At 71.3% G+C, this 17,492-nt stretch carries 18 protein-coding genes and 1 riboswitch; of the genes, 7 read left to right on the forward strand and 11 right to left on the reverse strand.

Annotated features, from left to right (window positions below; translation table 11 throughout):
• Window positions 1-65 precede the first annotated feature (65 nt).
• A complete protein-coding gene (locus ABGB12_RS23990; RefSeq protein ID WP_347681601.1) occupies window positions 66-1,136 on the reverse strand; it encodes a PLP-dependent cysteine synthase family protein in 1,071 nt (356 codons plus the stop codon).
• 80 nt (window positions 1,137-1,216) lie between these two features.
• Between ABGB12_RS23990 and ABGB12_RS23995 the strand changes: the two genes are divergently transcribed.
• From ABGB12_RS23995 to ABGB12_RS24005, 3 genes are all read left to right on the forward strand, one after another.
• Window positions 1,217-2,053 (forward strand): hypothetical protein, encoded by an 837-nt coding sequence (locus ABGB12_RS23995; protein WP_347681602.1) that lies wholly within the window; start codon window positions 1,217-1,219, stop codon window positions 2,051-2,053.
• A 3-nt stretch (window positions 2,054-2,056) separates the two neighbouring features.
• On the forward strand, window positions 2,057-3,379 hold the full coding sequence (locus tag ABGB12_RS24000; protein ID WP_347681603.1) for a site-2 protease family protein: 1,323 nt from the start codon (window positions 2,057-2,059) through the stop codon (window positions 3,377-3,379).
• Window positions 3,380-3,477: 98 nt separating this feature from the next.
• Entirely contained in the window at window positions 3,478-4,485 is a 1,008-nt protein-coding gene (locus ABGB12_RS24005) for a polyprenyl synthetase family protein (RefSeq protein ID WP_347681604.1), read from the forward strand.
• A 32-nt stretch (window positions 4,486-4,517) separates the two neighbouring features.
• On the opposite strand, the gene ABGB12_RS24010 is transcribed toward ABGB12_RS24005, so the two are convergent.
• On the reverse strand, window positions 4,518-5,099 hold the full coding sequence (locus tag ABGB12_RS24010; protein ID WP_347681606.1) for a TIGR03086 family metal-binding protein: 582 nt from the start codon (window positions 5,097-5,099) through the stop codon (window positions 4,518-4,520).
• Window positions 5,100-5,134: 35 nt separating this feature from the next.
• Here ABGB12_RS24010 and ABGB12_RS24015 point away from each other — a divergent pair, with 35 nt between their 5' ends.
• Together ABGB12_RS24015 and ABGB12_RS24020 are read left to right on the forward strand one after the other, a co-directional pair.
• Entirely contained in the window at window positions 5,135-5,944 is an 810-nt protein-coding gene (locus ABGB12_RS24015; RefSeq protein WP_347681608.1) for a helix-turn-helix domain-containing protein, read from the forward strand.
• 100 nt (window positions 5,945-6,044) lie between these two features.
• Window positions 6,045-6,863 (forward strand): NAD-dependent epimerase/dehydratase family protein, encoded by an 819-nt coding sequence (locus tag ABGB12_RS24020; protein WP_347681610.1) that lies wholly within the window; start codon window positions 6,045-6,047, stop codon window positions 6,861-6,863.
• Window positions 6,864-6,911: 48 nt separating this feature from the next.
• Here ABGB12_RS24020 and ABGB12_RS24025 read toward each other — a convergent pair whose 3' ends face one another.
• The 9 genes from ABGB12_RS24025 to purU all read right to left on the reverse strand — a co-directional run bounded on the left by ABGB12_RS24025 (window position 6,912) and on the right by purU (window position 15,171).
• On the reverse strand, window positions 6,912-8,315 hold the full coding sequence (locus ABGB12_RS24025) for an FAD-dependent oxidoreductase (RefSeq protein WP_347681612.1): 1,404 nt from the start codon (window positions 8,313-8,315) through the stop codon (window positions 6,912-6,914).
• A 150-nt stretch (window positions 8,316-8,465) separates the two neighbouring features.
• Window positions 8,466-9,725 (reverse strand): serine hydroxymethyltransferase, encoded by a 1,260-nt coding sequence (gene glyA / locus ABGB12_RS24030; RefSeq protein WP_347681614.1) that lies wholly within the window; start codon window positions 9,723-9,725, stop codon window positions 8,466-8,468.
• Window positions 9,722-10,108 carry a glycine cleavage system protein GcvH gene (gene gcvH, locus ABGB12_RS24035; RefSeq protein WP_347681616.1) on the reverse strand — a complete coding sequence of 129 codons (387 nt, stop codon included), beginning with the start codon at window positions 10,106-10,108 and terminating at the stop codon, window positions 9,722-9,724. Before gcvH ends, glyA begins: the two co-directional genes overlap by 4 nt.
• A complete protein-coding gene (gene gcvT / locus ABGB12_RS24040; protein WP_347681618.1) occupies window positions 10,105-11,241 on the reverse strand; it encodes a glycine cleavage system aminomethyltransferase GcvT in 1,137 nt (378 codons plus the stop codon). Before gcvT ends, gcvH begins: the two co-directional genes overlap by 4 nt.
• A 113-nt stretch (window positions 11,242-11,354) precedes the next feature.
• Window positions 11,355-11,454, reverse strand: a riboswitch (glycine riboswitch).
• Window positions 11,455-11,471: 17 nt separating this feature from the next.
• A complete protein-coding gene (locus ABGB12_RS24045; RefSeq protein ID WP_347681620.1) occupies window positions 11,472-12,260 on the reverse strand; it encodes a sulfite exporter TauE/SafE family protein in 789 nt (262 codons plus the stop codon).
• A gap of 261 nt (window positions 12,261-12,521) precedes the next feature.
• Window positions 12,522-13,046 (reverse strand): hypothetical protein, encoded by a 525-nt coding sequence (locus ABGB12_RS24050; RefSeq protein ID WP_347681622.1) that lies wholly within the window; start codon window positions 13,044-13,046, stop codon window positions 12,522-12,524.
• Window positions 13,046-13,648 (reverse strand): DUF6286 domain-containing protein, encoded by a 603-nt coding sequence (locus tag ABGB12_RS24055; RefSeq protein WP_347681624.1) that lies wholly within the window; start codon window positions 13,646-13,648, stop codon window positions 13,046-13,048. Before ABGB12_RS24055 ends, ABGB12_RS24050 begins: the two co-directional genes overlap by 1 nt.
• 74 nt (window positions 13,649-13,722) lie before the next feature.
• Window positions 13,723-14,295, reverse strand: coding sequence for a YdeI/OmpD-associated family protein (locus ABGB12_RS24060; protein ID WP_347681626.1), 573 nt, complete (start codon window positions 14,293-14,295; stop codon window positions 13,723-13,725).
• 39 nt (window positions 14,296-14,334) lie between these two features.
• On the reverse strand, window positions 14,335-15,171 hold the full coding sequence (purU, locus tag ABGB12_RS24065) for a formyltetrahydrofolate deformylase (RefSeq protein WP_347681628.1): 837 nt from the start codon (window positions 15,169-15,171) through the stop codon (window positions 14,335-14,337).
• 138 nt (window positions 15,172-15,309) lie between these two features.
• On the opposite strand from purU, the gene ABGB12_RS24070 reads away from it, so the two are divergent.
• Together ABGB12_RS24070 and ABGB12_RS24075 are read left to right on the forward strand one after the other, a co-directional pair.
• Window positions 15,310-16,209 (forward strand): PHB depolymerase family esterase, encoded by a 900-nt coding sequence (locus tag ABGB12_RS24070; RefSeq protein ID WP_347681630.1) that lies wholly within the window; start codon window positions 15,310-15,312, stop codon window positions 16,207-16,209.
• 56 nt (window positions 16,210-16,265) lie between these two features.
• Window positions 16,266-17,444: an amino acid deaminase/aldolase gene (locus tag ABGB12_RS24075; RefSeq protein WP_347681632.1), complete on the forward strand. Its 1,179-nt coding sequence runs from the start codon at window positions 16,266-16,268 to the stop codon at window positions 17,442-17,444.
• The last annotated feature ends 48 nt before the right edge of the window (window positions 17,445-17,492 follow it).

Genomic DNA, 17,492 nt, shown 5'->3' on the forward strand with positions numbered 1-17,492 from the left:
CGGCGGCGCGCCACGCGGCCGGACGCCGGTCTTGGGCGTTCCGGGGGCGGAAGTTTTGACGCGGCCTATTCCAGCATGGCCCGCAGCTCGGCCAGGTGGGGTGCCGGGTCCATGCCCTGTTCCGCCACCCAGTCGTCGCAGAGGTAGGTGTGGGCGTAGCGCTCCCCGCCGTCGCAGATCAGCGTGACGACGCTGCCCTTCTCGCCGCGTTCCCGCATCTCCTCGATGACCTGCAGGGCGCCCCAGACGTTGGTCCCGGTGGAGGCGCCGACGCTGCGGCCGGTCACCTCGGACGTCCACCGCATGCAGGCGATCGAGGCCGCGTCGGGCACCCGGTACATGCGGTCGATGACGGAGGGCAGGAAGGAGGGCTCCACGCGGGGGCGTCCGATGCCCTCGATCCGGGAGCCGGGGGCCGTCAGCGTCGTGTCGCCGCTCGCCCAGGAGTCGTAGAACGCCGAGCCCTCGGGGTCGACGACCGCCAGCCGCGTCTGGTGCCTGCGGTAGCGCACGTACCGGCCGATGGTCGCGGCGGTGCCCCCGGTGCCCGCGCTGACCACGATCCAGGACGGCTCGGGGTGCGGCTCCAGCGAGAGCTGGTCGAAGATCGAGGCGGCGATGTTGTTGTTGGCCCGCCAGTCGGTGGCGCGTTCGGCGTAGGTGAACTGGTCCAGGTAGTGGCCGCCGGTGTGCTCGGCCAGCCGGGCCGCCTCGGCGTAGATCTGCGACCCGTCGTCCACGAAGTGGCAGCGCCCGCCCTGGAACTCGATCAGCGCGATCTTCTCGGGGCTGGTGGTCCTGGGCATGACCGCGACGAACGGCAGCCCCAGCAGCCGGGCGAAGTAGGCCTCGCTCACCGCGGTCGAGCCGCTGGAGGCCTCGATGACCGTGGTGCCCTCGGTGATCCATCCGCTGGAGAGCGCATAGAGGAAGAGGGAGCGGGCAAGCCGGTGTTTGAGCGAGCCGGTCGGGTGGACCGACTCGTCCTTCAGGTAGAGGTCGATCCCCCACTCCCGGGGCAGCGGGAAGACGTGCAGGTGCGTGTCCGCGCTCCGGTTGCTGTCCGCCTCGACCTTGCGGATCGCCTCGGCGATCCAGGCCCGGCCGGCCGGTTCGCACCGGTCCAGGGAATCCATGGCGCCCCCCTTCAGTCCAATTAAGGCTATGTCCTGGCAAATACTGTTAAGCCAGTGTCCAGTGAGGTTCAGGGGGAGTCGTGTGGGAGCTCTTCGACAGCAGGGTGGTGGAACCTGGCAGGCTGCCCCTGTTCTGCTTCTTCGTCTCCTTCATCCTGACCTTCTTGTTCACCCGGATCGGCGTCAGGCTGATCCGGGCGGAGCACGGGCGCCGCTGGCTGCGCAACGTCGTCGCCGGTGACGTGCACATCCACCACGTCGTCTTCGGCGTGGTCCTCATGCTCTGCGCGGGCATCGCCTCCTTCTCCATCCCCGAGGAGCACCGGGCCGCCTACACCGTCGCCGCCTCCCTCTTCGGCATCGGCGCGGCCCTGGTGCTGGACGAGTTCGCGCTGATCCTGCACCTGCGGGACGTGTACTGGACGGAGGAGGGCCGGACCAGCGTCGACGCGGTGTTCGTCGCGATCGCGCTGACCGGCCTGCTGCTGCTGGGCGTGCGGCCGGTCGGCCTCGCCGTCTTCGCCGGGACCGAGCAGGTCAGGACCTGGCTGTATGTGCTGAGCCTGGCCCTCAACCTGGCCCTGGCCGTCGTCTGCCTGCTCAAGGGCAAGATCTGGACCGGGCTGACCGGGCTGTTCCTGCCGCTGCTCCCCGCCGTCGGGGCGGTCCGGCTCGCCCGGCCCGGCTCGCCCTGGGCCCGCTGGCTCTACACGGACGACCCGGGCCGGCAGGGCCGGGCGCTCCGCCGGGAACTCCTGCTGCGCCACCCGCCGATCCAGGCCAAGATCCGGCTCCAGGAACTGATCGCGGGGCGACATGATCTGCTCGATCATGAGCCGGAATCGTCCGCATCGCTTACTCTGGCACCGGGTAACGGGTGGAAGCAGCCCTCCACAGGGGCGGACTGGGGTCGTTGACACATGGAAACACTGATCGTGCTCGGTGGCGCGCTGCTGTTCTTCGTGCTGCTGATGGGTTCGATCGCCTTTCACGAGCTGGGGCATCTGTCGTTCGCCAAGCTCTTCGGCGTCCGCACCACCCAGTACATGGTGGGGTTCGGCCCCACGCTGAAGTCCTGGCGCCGGGGCGAGACCGAGTACGGCGTCAAGTGGATCCCGCTCGGCGGTTACATCCGGATGATCGGCATGCTGCCGCCGCGCAAGGGCGACCCGGACGGGATGGTCCGCAGCTCCTCCACCGGCCGCTTCCAGATGCTCATCGACTCCGCCCGGGAGGGCGCGCTCGAAGAGGTCGGCCCCGGGGACGGGGACCGCGTCTTCTACGCCAAGAAGTGGTGGCAGAAGCTGCTCATCATGTTCGCCGGACCCGCCGCCAACCTGCTGCTGGCCGTGGTGTTCTTCGCCGTGCTGATCATGGGCCTGGGCACCCTGCAGTCCACCCCGACGGTCTCCACCGTCTCCAAGTGCACCATCTCGGCCAAGGAGGCCTACCTCCCCGACGGCACCCTGCGCGAGTGCACTCCCGAGGAGACCGCGCGCTCCACGCCCGCCGCCAAGGCCGGGCTGCGGCCGGGTGACACCTTCGTCTCCTTCGGCGGGCAGCGGATCGAGGACTACCCCCAGCTCCAGCAGCTGATCCGGAAGTCGGCCGACAAGACGGTCCCGGCCGTGGTCAGGCGGGACGGCAAGGAGATCCCGGTCTCCCTGGACATCACCGCCAACCAGATGCAGGACCTGAAGGACTCCGACAAGATCGTCACGGTCGGCTTCCTGGGCATCAGCCCGCTGATCGACCGGGTGCAGGGCGGGCCCGGCGACGTGGCCGCCCAGATGTCCGAGATGACCACCCGGACCCTGGAGGCCTTCGTCAACCTGCCGGAGAAGATGGTCGGCATCTGGCACGCCGCCTTCAGCGGCGAGGAACGCGACCCGGAGGGGCCGATCGGCGTGGTCGGCGCCAGCCGCCTGGGCGGCGAGATCCTGGCCTCGGAGAACCCCGGGATGGAGAAGGTCGCCTGGTTCGTGGCGCTGCTGGCCTCCATCAACTTCGCGGTCGGCATGTTCAACCTGATCCCGCTGCTACCGCTGGACGGCGGCCACATCGCGGGCTCCCTGTGGGAGGGCCTCAAGCGCGGCATCGCCCGGCTGCTGCGCCGCCCCGACCCCGGCTACGTGGACGTGGCCAAGCTGCTGCCCCTCACCTACGTGATGAGCATCACCCTGCTCGTCATGGGCGCGCTGCTGGTCTACGCCGACATCATCAACCCCGTCAGGTTCACCTGAGAGAGACGATCCGATTACTTTCGGCACCCGAGAACGACTCTGCGAACTAGGATGGCCACGCAACGTAGCCATTATCTGACTTTTCGTAGAGAGACTCCATGACCGTCCTGCACGAGATATCCCGTCCGGCCTCCGCGACACTGGACTGGGGACGGGCCCTGGTCGAACCCGCGCTCCGCGAGGCCGTCGGCTCACTGCCCGAGACGGTCCGGCTGATCGCCGGCTACCACCGGGGCTGGTGGGACGCCGAAGGCAGACCGGCCGACTCCGGCGGCGAGGCGTTCCGCCCCACCCTGGCACTGCTGGCCGCCCGCGCCGTCGGCGGGCGGGCCGAGGACGCGGTGCCCGCGGCCGTGGCGGTCGAGCTGATCCACGACTTCTCGCTGCTGCACGACGACGTGATGGACTCAGGCGGGACCCGGCGGCGCCGGCCCGCCGCCTGGCGGGTCTTCGGCACCGGCCGGGCCATCCTCGCCGGAGACGTGCTGCTGGCCCTGGCCTTGAAGACGCCGGCCGCCACCGGCGACCCCGCCCGGGTGCTCACCACCGGGGTCCTGGACCTGCTCCACGGCCAGGAGCTCGACATGTCCTTCGAGTCGCGGGACGACGTGCTCCTGTCGGAGTGCGTCGCGATGGCCGTGGGCAAGACCGGCGCCCTGATGCGCTGCGCCTGCGCCCTGGGCGCCGACGCGGGCGGCGGCTCCCCCGAGCAGGTGGCGGCGTTCGCGCTCTTCGGCGAGCATCTGGGCCTGGCCTTCCAACACGCGGACGGCCTCCTGGGCATCTGGGGCGACCCTGCCGAGACGGGCAAACCCCTTTACTCCGACCTGATCAACCGCAAGAAGTCCCTCCCGGTCGTCGCCGCCCTCACCGCCGGCACCCCCGAGGCCCGCGCCCTGCACGACCTGTACCGCGGCCCCGGCCCCTTCGACCCGGCCGAGGCCGCCGCCCTCGTCGAGGCGGCCGGAGGCCGCGCCTGGAGCGTGGAGCGCCTGGCCCAGCTCCGCAACCAGGCCCTGGCCACCCTTCAGGCGGTCGCCCCCGACCCCTCCGCCCTCGCCGAACTCGCCGCCCTCGCGGACCTCGTCGTCGAGCACGCCCGCTGACCGCCGGCGCACCGGCCTTTGGGCCGGCCGGGTCAGCGGCTCCAGCGAGGGTCGCGGCCCGAGGCAGCCAGGGCCCGGTCGAAGAGGGAGGCGGAGGCCGGGAGCGCGACCGGGTCGGCGAAGCCCTGATAGCTGCGGTACAGGTCACCGTGCTCCTCCACCACGCGCAGGACGAGCGCGGCGGACTCGTCGCCGATGCGGAAGTCCTCGCCGATGGAGCGGGCGACGTCCCAGCCGTGGACGGCCATCTCCTTGACGATCATTTCGGCGACCTGCGAGGCGGGCGCCGCGTGGCCGCCGCCGAAGGAGACCTCCCCCTCCCAGGCCGCGGGGTCCGACCAGGCCTCCAGGGCGCGGTCGAGCTGGGCGGCGTAAGCGGCGGGCCAGTCCTCCTCGGCGGCGAAGTCGCGCTCGACCAGCTCCTGGGGGAGCTGCTTCTTCAGCGCCCGGTGCTCCAGCCCGTAGGAGGTGTAGAGCACCCAGTGGTTCACCAGGGTCCGCAGGTCGAAGTCCGAGCAGGTCGTGGGCCCGTCCAGGCTGTGGCCGGGCACCTTCCCGGCGATCCGCGCCGCTTCCCCTGCGCACTCGGTCATGGCCTTGTATGTTTCGTTCATACATTCGAAACTAGCCTTCCACACGGGGGACGGTCTTGGAGAAACGCGACGGCGACGCGGACACGGCGGTGAAGGCCCGGGGCGTCCTGCACCTCGCCGAACAGGCCCGTTACGTCGATCTGACCCAGCACGCGCCGAGCGCGCCCCTCGCGCCGTACGTCGAGCACTACTGGTGCGTCCGCTGGCGGGTCGACGAGGTCTACGAGGCGAAGGTCCTCAGCCACCCCAACATCCACCTGACGATGGAGCCGGAGGGCACGTTCGTCTACGGCGTCCCCCGCGGCCTGTTCGTCCGCAGGCTGGAGGGCCGCGCCCACGCCCTGGGCGTGAAGTTCCGCGCCGGGGCGTTCCGCGCCTTCCACGGCTCGCCCGTCGCCGGGCTCCTCGACCGCCGCGTCCCCGCCTCCGAGTGCTTCGGCCCCGAGGCCGACGGCCTCGGCAGGGCGGTCCAGGCCGCCGCCGAGCCGGCCGAGATGGCGGCGCTGGCCGACGCGTTCCTCCTCGCCCGAATCCCTCCGCGCCCCGACCCCGACGCCCTGCGGGCCGCCGAGATCGTCGACCGGTTCACCACCGGGTCCTCCCTCTTCCGCGTCGGCGAGGCCGCCTTCGCCGCGGGCCTGTCCGTGCGCGCCCTGCAGCGCCTGTTCGCCGAGTACGTGGGCGCCTCCCCCAAGTGGGTCCTGCGCCGCGCCCGCCTCCACGAGGTCGCCGCCCGCGCCGAGGCGCGGGACCGGATCGACTGGCCGGCCCTCGCCGCGGAGCTCGGCTACTGCGACCAGTCCCATCTCATCCGCGACTTCACCGCGGCCGTGGGTGAACCCCCGGGCCGCTACTCCGGTTCCTGAACGGCCCGTCTCCGCGCAGGCCAGAGGCCGCGCGGTCTTGGCAGAAGCACCCCGGGTACGCCACAGTGGAAACACTGTTTCCATCTGAAGGGTTCTGGTCGTGCACTACGTGATCATCGGCTGTGGAAATGTCGGCATGGAGCTGGCCCGGCGCTGGAAGGCGGCCGGGCACCGGGTCACCGGGACCACGACCACCCCGGATCGGGTGGGTGAGCTCCAGGAGGTCTGCTCCGATGTCGCGGTGCTGCGCGGCAGCGACCGGGAGGCGGTGGAGAAGGCCACGCGGGGCGCCGACGCCGTCGTGCTGACGGTGAGCCCGCGGATCTCCCGGTCCTTCGACGCCGAGTCGCGGATCGCCGAGTACGCCGACACCCTCACCGCCAGCGCCGCCACCGCGGCGGCCGTGCACCCGCGGGTCGTGTTCACCAGCTCCGTGTCGGTGTACGGGGCCGGTACGGGCGACGTCGTGGACGAGTCGACGCCGCCGACCGACGACGACGACGCCTCCCCGCGCAACTTCGCCTCCGGGGAGGAGGCCGTCCTGTCCACCGCCCGCGGCGCCGTCGTGCGCATCCCGGACGTCTACGGGCACCCCCGCGACATCGACTACCCGAGCCGCGTGAAGATGGCCCACGAGATGCTGGGCGGCAGCGTCCCGTTCTCGGCCGAGTCGCTGCTGTACCGCATCGATTACCGCGACGCCGCCGCCGCACTGGCCTTCGTCGTGGAGAACGAGCTCACCGGCGTCTACAACGCCGTCCCGGACGAGACGGTCCCCCCGACCAACGAGCAGGCGTTCGGTGAGATCTGCGCCGCCGAGGGCCTGCCGCCGCTGTCCTTCCGCGGCGAGATCAAGACCCCGACCATGCCGGTCTCCTCGGCCAAGCTGCGCGCGGCGGGCTTCAAGTTCGCCCACTGAAGCCCGAGCCGCCCCCGCCGAACCCCCACCGGGGGCCAGGCGGGGTGGTCACGCCCCCGCCAGGCTCCTGCCGACGATCCTGCCGAACGCCATGGCGGGGGTGAGGCACATCCCCGAGCAGAACGCGTTGCCGTTCACCGCGGCCGAACCGATGACCTCGCCGACCGCGTACAGGCCGGGGATGACCCGCCCGTCCTCGCGCCGGACGCGCAGCCGCTCGTCCACGTCCAGCCCGGCGAAGGTGATGAGCGTGACGGGGTGGTTCTCGATCGCGTAGAAGGGCGCCTCGACGATCGGGGCGGGCAGGTGGGTGCGCCCGAAGTCGTCGTCGCGGCCGGCGGCCACCGCCTTGTTGTACCTCTCCACGCCCTCGGCCAGGCCCTCCGGCGAGATCCCCGCCAGGGCCGCCAGCGACGCCAGGTCGTCGGCCTTGTGGACGCCGCGCCGCGCTCCGCACCTGGCGTCCAGTTCCTCGGGGGTCCAGCCGTGCACCATCGGCCGGGACTCCCGCAGCGCGCGGGAGTCGAAGACCATCCAGAAGGTCATCCGGTCGATGCCGGTCAGCTTCCGTTCCTTGTGGTCGATGCTCGGGTCGTCCTCGGCGACCCACCGCCGCCCGTGCCGGTCCACGTAGATCTCCCACGGCGGACGCTCGGGCGCCGTCAGCTGCGGCCGGTGCAGCCAGTCGACCCGCAGGTCCCCGCCTTCGGGCGGCAGCCCGCCGAAGGTCGGGATGTACTTGCCGAGGCCCTGGATCGCGGCGCCGGCCTCCCGGCCCATGATCACTCCGTCTCCGGTGGACGTGGGGGCGGCGGACGTCGTCAGCGGGGCGCCCTCCAGCTCGGCGAACAGCTCGGGCGCGTAGCCGAAGCCGCCGGTGGCCAGCACCACCGAGGGGGCGCGGAACTCCTGCCCGCCGGTGGTCACGACGCCGACGACGGCCTCTCCCTCGGTCAGCAGCCCGGCGACCCCCGTCCCGCAGCGGACCTCCACCTTCCCCGACGCCAGGTGCGGTTCCAGCAGCACGCCCAGCACCCGGAGGATCTCCGGTCCGCCCGGCGTCTCGGACGCGTGCACCGTCCGGGGCGTCCGGTACTGCTCGTGCCCGTGCACGATCCGGGGCGTGGCCGGGTCGATGGTGTAGCCGGCGTCCAGCAGCCATTCCAGCACCGCGGGCTGTTCGGCCAGGGAGAGGCGGGTGAGGTCCTGCCGTCCGGTCCCCCGGCTGATCCGCCGGACGTCCTCCCAGTGCGCCTCGACGTCGTCCTCGATGCCGCGCTCGCGCTGCGCGGAGAACCCGCCGGCCGACAGGTGCCCTCCGGAGTAGGGCAGCGCTCCCCCGATCCGGTCCGCCTTCTCCAGGACCAGGACGGAGCCGCCCGCCTCCGCCGCGGCGATCGCGCACGCCAGCCCGCCGGGCCCCGCTCCGACCACGATCATTTCCGCCGGCATCGCGCCTCCCACCCGCATGTTCCTTCAGTGGATACAGTGTTTCCTTTGGGGAGCCGCCCGGTCAACAACGGGGCCGGTAACGGGACGAGGCCCCGCCCGACACGACGGTCGGGCGGGGCCTCGCTCACGGATCCGGTGGTCCGGGAAGGCTCACAGGTCCGGGTAGAGCGGGTGCCGGTCGGCCAGCGCCTTGACCCGGGCGCTCAGCGCCGAGGCGTCGAACTCCGGCTGCAGGGCCAGCGCGAGGATGTCGGCGACCTCCTCGAAGTCCTCCCTGCCGAAACCGCGGGTGGCCAGCGCCGGGGTGCCGATCCGCAGCCCGGAGGTCACCATCGGCGGACGCGGATCGTTCGGGACGGCGTTGCGGTTGACCGTGATGCCGATCTCGTGCAGCCGGTCCTCGGCGTCCCGCCCGGTCAGCTCGGAGTCCACCAGGTCGACCAGGACCAGGTGCACGTCCGTGCCGCCGGTCAGCACCTTCACCCCGGCCTTGGCCGCGTCCTCCTGGAGCAGCCGGGCGGCGATGACCTGGGCTCCCTCCAGGGTGCGCCGCTGGCGGTCCTTGAACTCCTCGGACGCCGCGATCTTGAGCGCGACGGCCTTGGCCGCGATCACGTGCTCCAGCGGACCGCCCTGCATGCCCGGGAAGACCGCGGAGTTGATCTTCTTGCCGAGCTCCTCCCTGGCCAGGATCAGGCCGCCGCGAGGACCGCCCAGGGTCTTGTGCGTGGTGGTCGTGACGATGTCGGCGTACGGCACCGGGGACGGGTGCAGCCCCGCCGCCACCAGGCCGGCGAAGTGCGCCATGTCGACGAACAGCAGCGCGCCGACGGAGTCGGCGATCTCGCGGAACCGGGCGAAGTCCAACTGGCGCGGGTAGGCCGACCAGCCGGCGACGATCATCTTGGGCCGGTGCTCGGCGGCCAGCGCCGCGACCTCGTCCATGTCGACCAGGCCGTCGGACTCCCGGACGTGGTAGGGCACCACGTTCAGGAACTTGCCCGAGTAGTTCAGCCGCATGCCGTGGGTCAGGTGCCCGCCGTGCGCCAGGTCGAGGCCGAGGATGGTGTCGCCGTGGTCGAGCAGCGCGAAGTACACGGCCGTGTTGGCCTGCGCCCCCGAGTGCGGCTGGACGTTGGCGTGCTCGGCCCCGAACAGCGCCTTGGCCCGGTCGATGGCCAGCTGCTCGGTGACGTCGACGTACTCGCAGCCGCCGTAGTAGCGGCGGCCCGGGTAGCCCTCGGCATACTTGTTGGTGAGGACCGACCCCTGCGCCTCGAGCACCGCCACCGGAGCGAAGTTCTCCGAGGCGATCATCTCCAGGGTGTGCTGCTGGCGGCCCAGTTCGGCCCTGACCGCCTCGTGGACCTCGGGGTCGACGTCGGACAGGTGCTGGAAAAGGGTGCTCATGCTTCCTCGATGATCTTTGAGTAGGCCTCGGCGTCGAGCAGGTCCGGGTTGTCGTCGTCGATCCGGATGCGGTACAGCCAGCCCTCTCCGTACGGGTCGGCGTTGATCGTGCCGGGGTCCTCGGTGACGGCCTGGTTGACGGCCACGACCTCGCCGGAGAGCGGCGAGTAGATGTCGGAGACCGACTTGGTGGACTCGGCCTCGCCGCAGGGCTCGCCGGCGGTCACCGTCTGCCCCTCCTCGGGCAGCGAGACGTACACGATGTCGCCGAGGGCGTCGGCGGCGTAGTCGGTGATCCCGACGGTCACGATGCCGTCCTCACCGTCCAGGCCCGAGACCCATTCGTGCTCCTCGGTGTAACGGAGCTGCTCAGGAACGCTCACTTGTCTGTTCTCCTGTAGAAGGGCAGGTCGACCACGTCGACCGGTTCTTGCTTTCCGCGGATGTCGACGGCGACCGGCGTGCTGCCGATCCCGACGTAGGCCATGGCTATGGGCTTGCCCAGGGTCGGGGACGGTGCTCCGCTGGTCACGACGCCGCACGGCGAGCCGTCGTCGCCGATGACCGCGTATCCCGCGCGCGGGACCCGCCGCCCCCGCGCGACGAGCCCGACGAGCCTGCGGGACGGCCCGCTCTCGGCGACGGCCGCGAGGGCGTCGCGTCCGACGAAGTCCTTCTCCAGCCGTACGACCCGGCCGAGACCAGCATCGTACGGGGTCAGGTCGGCCGTCAGCTCATGCCCGTACAGCGGCATGCCCGCCTCGAGCCGGAGCGTGTCGCGCGCCGACAGCCCGCACGGGGTGAGTTCCCCGTCCCCCGCCTCGGTGATCTTCTTCCAGAGCGTGACCGCGTCCTCGGAGTGGATGAAGAGTTCGAACCCGTCCTCTCCGGTATATCCGGTGCGCGCGATGAAGGACACCACGCCCCCCACCGTGCCGCTGATCAGCGTGTAGTACTTCAGCCCGGCCAGGTCGGCGTCGGTCAGCCGCTCCAGGACGGCCTGCGCCCTGGGCCCCTGGACGGCGATCAGCGCGTAGTTCTCGGACTGGTCGTCCACCGCGGCCTCGAACCCCTCGGCCCGCTTCTTCAACTCCTCGGCGACGACCCCGGCGTTGGCGGCGTTGGCCACGACCATGAACCCGTGCCGGCTGAGCCGGTAGACGATCAGGTCGTCCAGCACCCCGCCCTCGGAGTTGACGATCATCGTGTAGCGGGCCCTGCCCGCCTCCAGCGCCGAGGCCAGGCCCACCAGCGCGTGGTCGAGCGCCTCGGCGGCCTGCGCGCCTGTAACGAAGATCTCACCCATGTGCGAGATGTCGAAGATCCCGGCGCTGGTGCGCACGGCGTGGTGCTCGGCCGTCTCCGACCCGTAGCGCAGGGGCATGAGGTAACCGGCGAAGTCGACGAGGTTGCCGCCGAGTTCCTTGTGCAGCTCGTACAGCGGCGTGATCTTTGCAGACACCTGGGTGGGCTCCTTGTGACCGGCACACGGCGAGAACGTTTCCCATCGTCCCATCCGTACACCTGCGGACTGGGCCCTCCCCCTCTGTCTGCGTTGCCTGAGAGCTTCACCCGTGAGGGCTTTCACCTTCGGCGGAAGGCTCCCGGACCTTCTCTTTCCAGAGGCCGCCCACCCTTGCGGTCCTGGGTACCTGAGAGGTTCCGGGGAGGAATTGCTCCTTCGGCGGCCCGGACCCGCAGGGCCCGGACACTCTCCCGCAGGGGATCATTCGGCGTCGCCCCCAACTATAGGGCTCCGCGCGGGGATCCGGCCAGGTAGAGGAGGGCGACGGCGACGGCGAGCCCGCCCAGCAGCAGCCTCAGCGCCTTCTCCGGGAGCCGGGGCTGGAGGCGGGCGCCCAGGTACCCGCCCAGCAGGCCGCCGAGCCCGCACAGGACGCCCAGGGTCCACTGGGGGGCTATGTCACCGGGGGTGAGCAGGGATACGGCGGCTCCCACGATCGAGGTGACGAAGGTGGAGGCCAGCGCGGCGGGGGCCACCACCGCGACGGGCAGGCCCCGGCCCACCAGGATCGGGCCGAGCAGGGAGCCGCCGCCGACCCCGTAGATCCCGCCGATGATCCCGACTCCCAGGGCCAGCAGTGATACCGAGAAACGGGACGGGACGGTCGCGGAAGGCCGTCGGGAGGGGCGCACCGTCCGCAGGCACAGCCACACCCCCAGCGGCAGCAGGAAGGCCGCGACCAGCAGCTTGAACACCTGGGGCCCGGGCAGGACGAACACCCGGATCACCGCTCCCACGACGACGCCCGGCACGGTCCCGGCCACCAGCAGCCGGGCCAGGGGTCCGGCCAGCTGCCCCGTCCTGCGGAACCTGATCAGCGCTCCGGGGCCCGCCACCACGTTGAACAGCAGGTTGGTGGGGGTGACGGCCGGGCTGGGCACGCCGAGCACGCTCAACTGGACGGGGAGCAGGAACACCGCCCCGGACACTCCCACGGGCGCGGTCACCACCGAGATCAGCAGTCCGGCGCAGAGGCCGAGCAGGCCGGTCTGCCAGAATTCCCCACTCACCCGACCAGGATCACATAAAACTTCCGTCCAGGCATGAGACCGGCGACGCGGTCACGCGTCGCCGGTCTCGAGCAGAAGGTCTAGCTCTGTTTTCTCAATCGGGCGCAGACCCCCTTCACTGACCGGGATACGGGACAGGATGCCGCTGTCACTGCTAATCGATACCTCCTACGTAAGGACTAGGAGCGACTTGCTTAGAACTGTACGAAGCACGGCCACGTCATGCGTCCTTGGAACCGATAAATGCTGGTAGAGCACTCTTTAAGCGATACGTGTCTCCTGATAGACCAGCCGGAACCGCAGGACGGCATGCAGATCCGGCATCTCGATCACCTCGCGGAAGCGCACCAGCGACTCCTCGCCTATCCGGGTGAGCAGCAGCCCCAGGTCGGCGCTCTCATGGCAGAGGATCTGCAGCATCACCCGCGGCCTGGACCTGGTGCCGGTGAACCGGACGCGCACGTCGTGCACTCCCGGCAGCCCCATCACCTCCCGGGTGAGCGCGGCCACCGCCTCGTTCGTCAAAGCCTTCCTGCGCCCGCCCAGCAGAGTGAACCGCCGCAGCGCCACGGCCCGCCCCTGGGCCAGCAGCCAGCACGTCCCGAGCACCGCCGTCGCGGCCAGCAGGGCCGTCACCACCGGCCAGAACCACACATGCCCGGCGATGAAGTCGGAGGTGCCCTCGCCCAGCACCGCCCGGTCCCCCAGGAACCGGTTCAGCGCCAGGAGCACTCCGCTCGTCCCGCACAGCGCCAGCCCCGCCAGCGCCAGCCCCCGGCGCGCCATCAGCCGCGCCGGCTCAGCCGGACGACGACCCGGCGGCGGCGCTGCGGGCAGATCTCCCCCAACCGGACGCGCACCGCCCGCCGCAGCGGCTCGCACGCCTCGGGAGGCGTGCCGCGCCGCGCGTACCCCCTGACCCTGATCTTCCGGCCGACCCGCACCCGCACCCCCTCGATCCCCGGCACCCCCAGGGCCGCGTCCACGAGGGCGCGCCGCAGCCCCTCCCTGGTCAGCGCGGCCGAGACCGCCGGGTCGGCGCCCCTGAGCAGCTCCAGACGCGCGTAGCCCGGCAGCACCGCCAGCAGCAGGAGGGCCATGCCCGCGATCCACAGGAGGTATCCGGCCAGTTCCACCGCCGGATCCCCCCACAGCAGCGACCGCAGCCCGGCGTTCAGCCGCTCCGTCCACTCGTGCGGTACGAAGTAGTGGCCGTACCGCCGTGCCAGCGACTCGGCGGCGCCGACCCCGCCGCACGCCGCCATCGTCAGGGCGACGGTCAGCTCGGCGGCCGTCCGCTCCTTCCGGAACTCCCTGGCCGTCCGCCTGCGCGCCTCCCGGCGTCGCGCCGAATCCCCGAACAGCTCAGTGACCAGCGTCTCCCCCATAGGGGAACAGTAACGGAGCCGACACCCTCAGTGATCTTCCAGGGGCCGAGTCGTGCGAGCCGGGCACCCGACGGTCAGGGATGGAGCTTCTCGCCCTGCCGCAGCATCCCAACGAACTTCTCGATCCGGGCGGCGCGGGTCTGGGGCCGCTTCGCCTCGCCGATCCGGTAGAGGATGGCGTAGCGGTTGCGGCCGTCGAGGGCGGCGAAGGCCTCCGCCGCCGCCGGATCGGCGTCCAGCGCCTCCTGGAGGTCCTCCGGGACCGTCGCGTTCCGCGGCGAGGCGTAGGCGCGCTCCCACCGCCCGTCCGCTTTGGCCCGCTCGACCTCGGCCAGCCCCGCCGGGCGCATCCGGCCCTCGGCGGTCAGTTCGGCGACGCGCTCGCGGTTGATCTGCGACCACTTGCTGCGGGGCGTGCGGGGCGTGAAGCGCAGCAACCAGTACGTCTCGTCCAGGGGGGCCTTCTGCCCATCGATCCAGCCGAAGCACAGCGCCGCGTCCCGCGCCTCGGGATAGGTGATGGACTCCACGCCGGAGCCCTTCTTGGCGAACTTGAGCCACAGCCCCCGGGACACCGCGTGCTCGGCTTCCAGCCACTCCTCGAAAGCGGCCGGGGACGGGAAGGCGCACATCGGAAGATCGCTCATGCCGGCGACGCTACCGGGCGCCGCCGACATTTCCCGGGATCAACGGAAGACGATCGTCTTCTCGCCGTTCAGCAGGATCCGGTGCTCGGCGTGCCAGCGCACGGCCCGGGCCAGGGCCAGGCACTCCATGTCGCGGCCGACCCGGCGCAGGTCCTCGGGGGTGTGGGTGTGGTCGACGCGCGAGACCTCCTGCTCGATGATCGGCCCCTCGTCCAGGTCGGGCGTCACGTAGTGGGCGGTCGCGCCGATCAGCTTCACCCCGCGCTTGTAGGCCTGGTGGTAGGGCTTGGCGCCCTTGAAGGACGGCAGGAACGAGTGGTGGATGTTGATCACCTTGCCCTGCAGCTTGGCGCACAGGTCGTCGGTGAGGATCTGCATGTACCGGGCGAGCACCACCAGGTCGGCGTCGTAGTGCTGGACCAGGGTGAGGATCTCGGCCTCCTGCGCGGGCTTGCCCATCGACATCGGCAGGTGGTGGTAGTCGATCCCGAACGACTGGGTGAGCGGGCGCAGGTCGGGGTGGTTGGAGACGACCGCGACCACGTCGATGTCCAGCAGACCCGAACGCACCCGGAAGAGCAGGTCGTTCAGGCAGTGCCCCTCCTTGGACACCATGATCAGCACCTTCATGCGGGTGGCGGCGTCGCTCAGGTGCCAGTCGAAGGCGAACTCCCGCGCCATCGGCGCGAACAGGCCCTGGAGCTCCTCCAGGCTCTCCTGCGCGGTGAACTGCACGCGCAGGAAGAACCGCCCGGCGTCCTGGTCGCCGTACTGCTGGCTCTCCAGGATGTTGCACTGCCGGGAGGCCAGAAGGCCGGAGACCGCCGCGACGATGCCCGGACGGTCGGGACAGGACAGTGTGAGGATGTAACTCAACTCTTCACCTTCGGGGTGGGCCTGGACGGATACGCCACCGCCTCTGAGCAGGACGTCCGGGGCGCGGAGATCTGAATTTTATGCGCTGCGCGGAGGCGCCGCGCTGGGGCGGCGGAGCACGCGCCTACAGTCAAGGGCATGCGTCGGCTTCTGGCTATTCTGCTTACCTTCGTAGTTCTCTGCGCGTGTAGCAGCACCGGGTCCGAGGAGGGCGGGAGGCCCGGCCCGTCTCGATCCGGGGAGAAGGCGCCGAACGGGCCCCAGCGCCCCGCCGAGCAGGACGGCATCCCCACCGCGGCGGGCACCCACAGGCTCGAACTCGAGGTCGGGACGCCCGGGCACCGCGAGTACCGGCTGCGCGTCCCGCCGCGGCTGCGCGAGTCCCCCCGTCCTCTGCCGCTGGTGCTGGCCGTGCACGGCGGGGCCTCCAACGCCGAGAAGTTCGAGGCGCTCAGCGGCTTCGACGAGGTCGCCGACGAGAAGGGATTCCTCGTCGCCTACCCCGAGGGCTTCGCCTTCAGCTGGAACGCCGGCCCGTGCTGCGGCCCGGCCAAGCTGGCCCGCGTCGACGACGTCGGGTTCCTGGAGAAGCTGATCGACCGGCTGGTCCAGGCCGGGGTCGCCGATCCGGAGCGGGTCTACGTCTCGGGTTTCTCCAACGGCGGCGGCATGGCCTACCGGATGGCCTGCGAGGGCCCGGGGCGGGTCAGGGCCATCGGGGTCGTCTCGGCCGCGCTGGTCATCGGCTGCGATCCCGACCGGCCCGTGTCCGTGATGATCGTCCATGGGAAGGCCGACAGATCCGTCCCGTACCGGGGAGGCGGGCAGCGGGACTTCAACGACAAGCGCCCCTTCACCCCGGTCTCCCACGCGGTGGGCTTCTGGCGGAAGGCCGCCGGCGCGGGCTCCCTGCGCGGGGACGGATCCTGCCGTACCGGCCGGGGCGAGGCCGTGGTGCGGTTCTGCCCGCACCCGGGCGGCCATGTCTGGCCCGGGGGAACCGCCGCCCGGCTCTGGGCGTTCTTCTCCTCGGTCTGACGATCCATCAGACGCGAATACTTTTCATGTTTCACTTTTTATGGGAAAGTGAAGACATGGATCTCAAGGCGCGCTACGACTTCGCGACCGCGGAGCTCGACCCCCCGTTCGCGATCGTCGACCTCGCCGCCTTCCAGGCCAACGCCGAGGCGCTGGCGCGCCGGGCGCAGGGCAAGCCCATCCGGGTCGCCAGCAAGTCCGTGCGGGTCCGCGCACTGCTCGAAGAGGTCCTGGCCATGGACGGCTTCACGGGCGTCATGGCCTTCACCCTGCCCGAGGCGCTCTGGCTGGCCGGGCACCGCACCAGCGACGACATCCTCGTCGCCTACCCCACGACCGACCGGGCGGCGCTCCGGCGCCTCACCGAGGACGAGCACGCCGCCCGGGTCACCACGCTCATGGTCGACTGCACCGAGCACCTCGACCTCATCCCGTCCGACGGCCACCCCGTCCGGGTGTGCCTCGACATGGACGCCGCCTACCCGGTCCTGGGCGGACGGGTCAGGATCGGCGCGCGCCGCTCCCCCCTGTCCACCGCCGAGCAGGCCGCCGCCTTCGCCGAGGAGGTCGTCAAACGGCCGCACCTGCGGCTGGTCGGCCTGATGGGGTACGAGTCCCAGATCGCCGGGGTCGGCGACGCGCCCGCCGGACGGCCCGTCTACGGCCTGGCCGTCAGGGCGATGCGGTCCCGTTCCCGGGTGGAGCTCGCCCGGCGGCGCGGCGAGATCGTACGGGCGGTCCGCGAGGTCGCCGACCTGGAGTTCGTCAACGGCGGCGGCACCGGCAGCCTGGAGTGGACCGCGGCGGAGAAGGCGGTCACCGAGGTCGCCGCCGGGTCCGGCCTGTTCCAGCCGCACCTGTTCGACCACTACAGCATGTTCAAGGCCACCCCCGCCGCCCTGTTCGCGCTGCCCGTCGTCCGGCGGCCGGCGCCCGGCACCGTCACCTGCCTGGGCGGCGGATACCTCGCCTCCGGACCCGCCGACGCGCTGCGGCTGCCCCAGCCCTACCTGCCGTCCGGACTGAAGTACACCGACACCGAGGGCGCCGGCGAGGTGCAGACCCCGCTCGTCGGGCCGGGCACCGCCGGGCTGGAGGTCGGCGACCGGGTCTGGTTCCGGCACACCAAGGCCGGCGAGCTGTGCGAACGGTTCGACGCGGTGCACCTGGTGCGCGGCGAACGCCTCGTCCGCACCGTCCCCACCTACCGGGGCGAAGGACAGACCTTCCTATAGCGGATACGACGGCGCGGCCCGGCTCCTTCGAAGGAGGCGGGCCGCGCC

Source organism: Actinocorallia sp. B10E7, assembly GCF_039871655.1.
In the GTDB taxonomy this organism is placed as follows: domain Bacteria; phylum Actinomycetota; class Actinomycetes; order Streptosporangiales; family Streptosporangiaceae; genus Actinocorallia.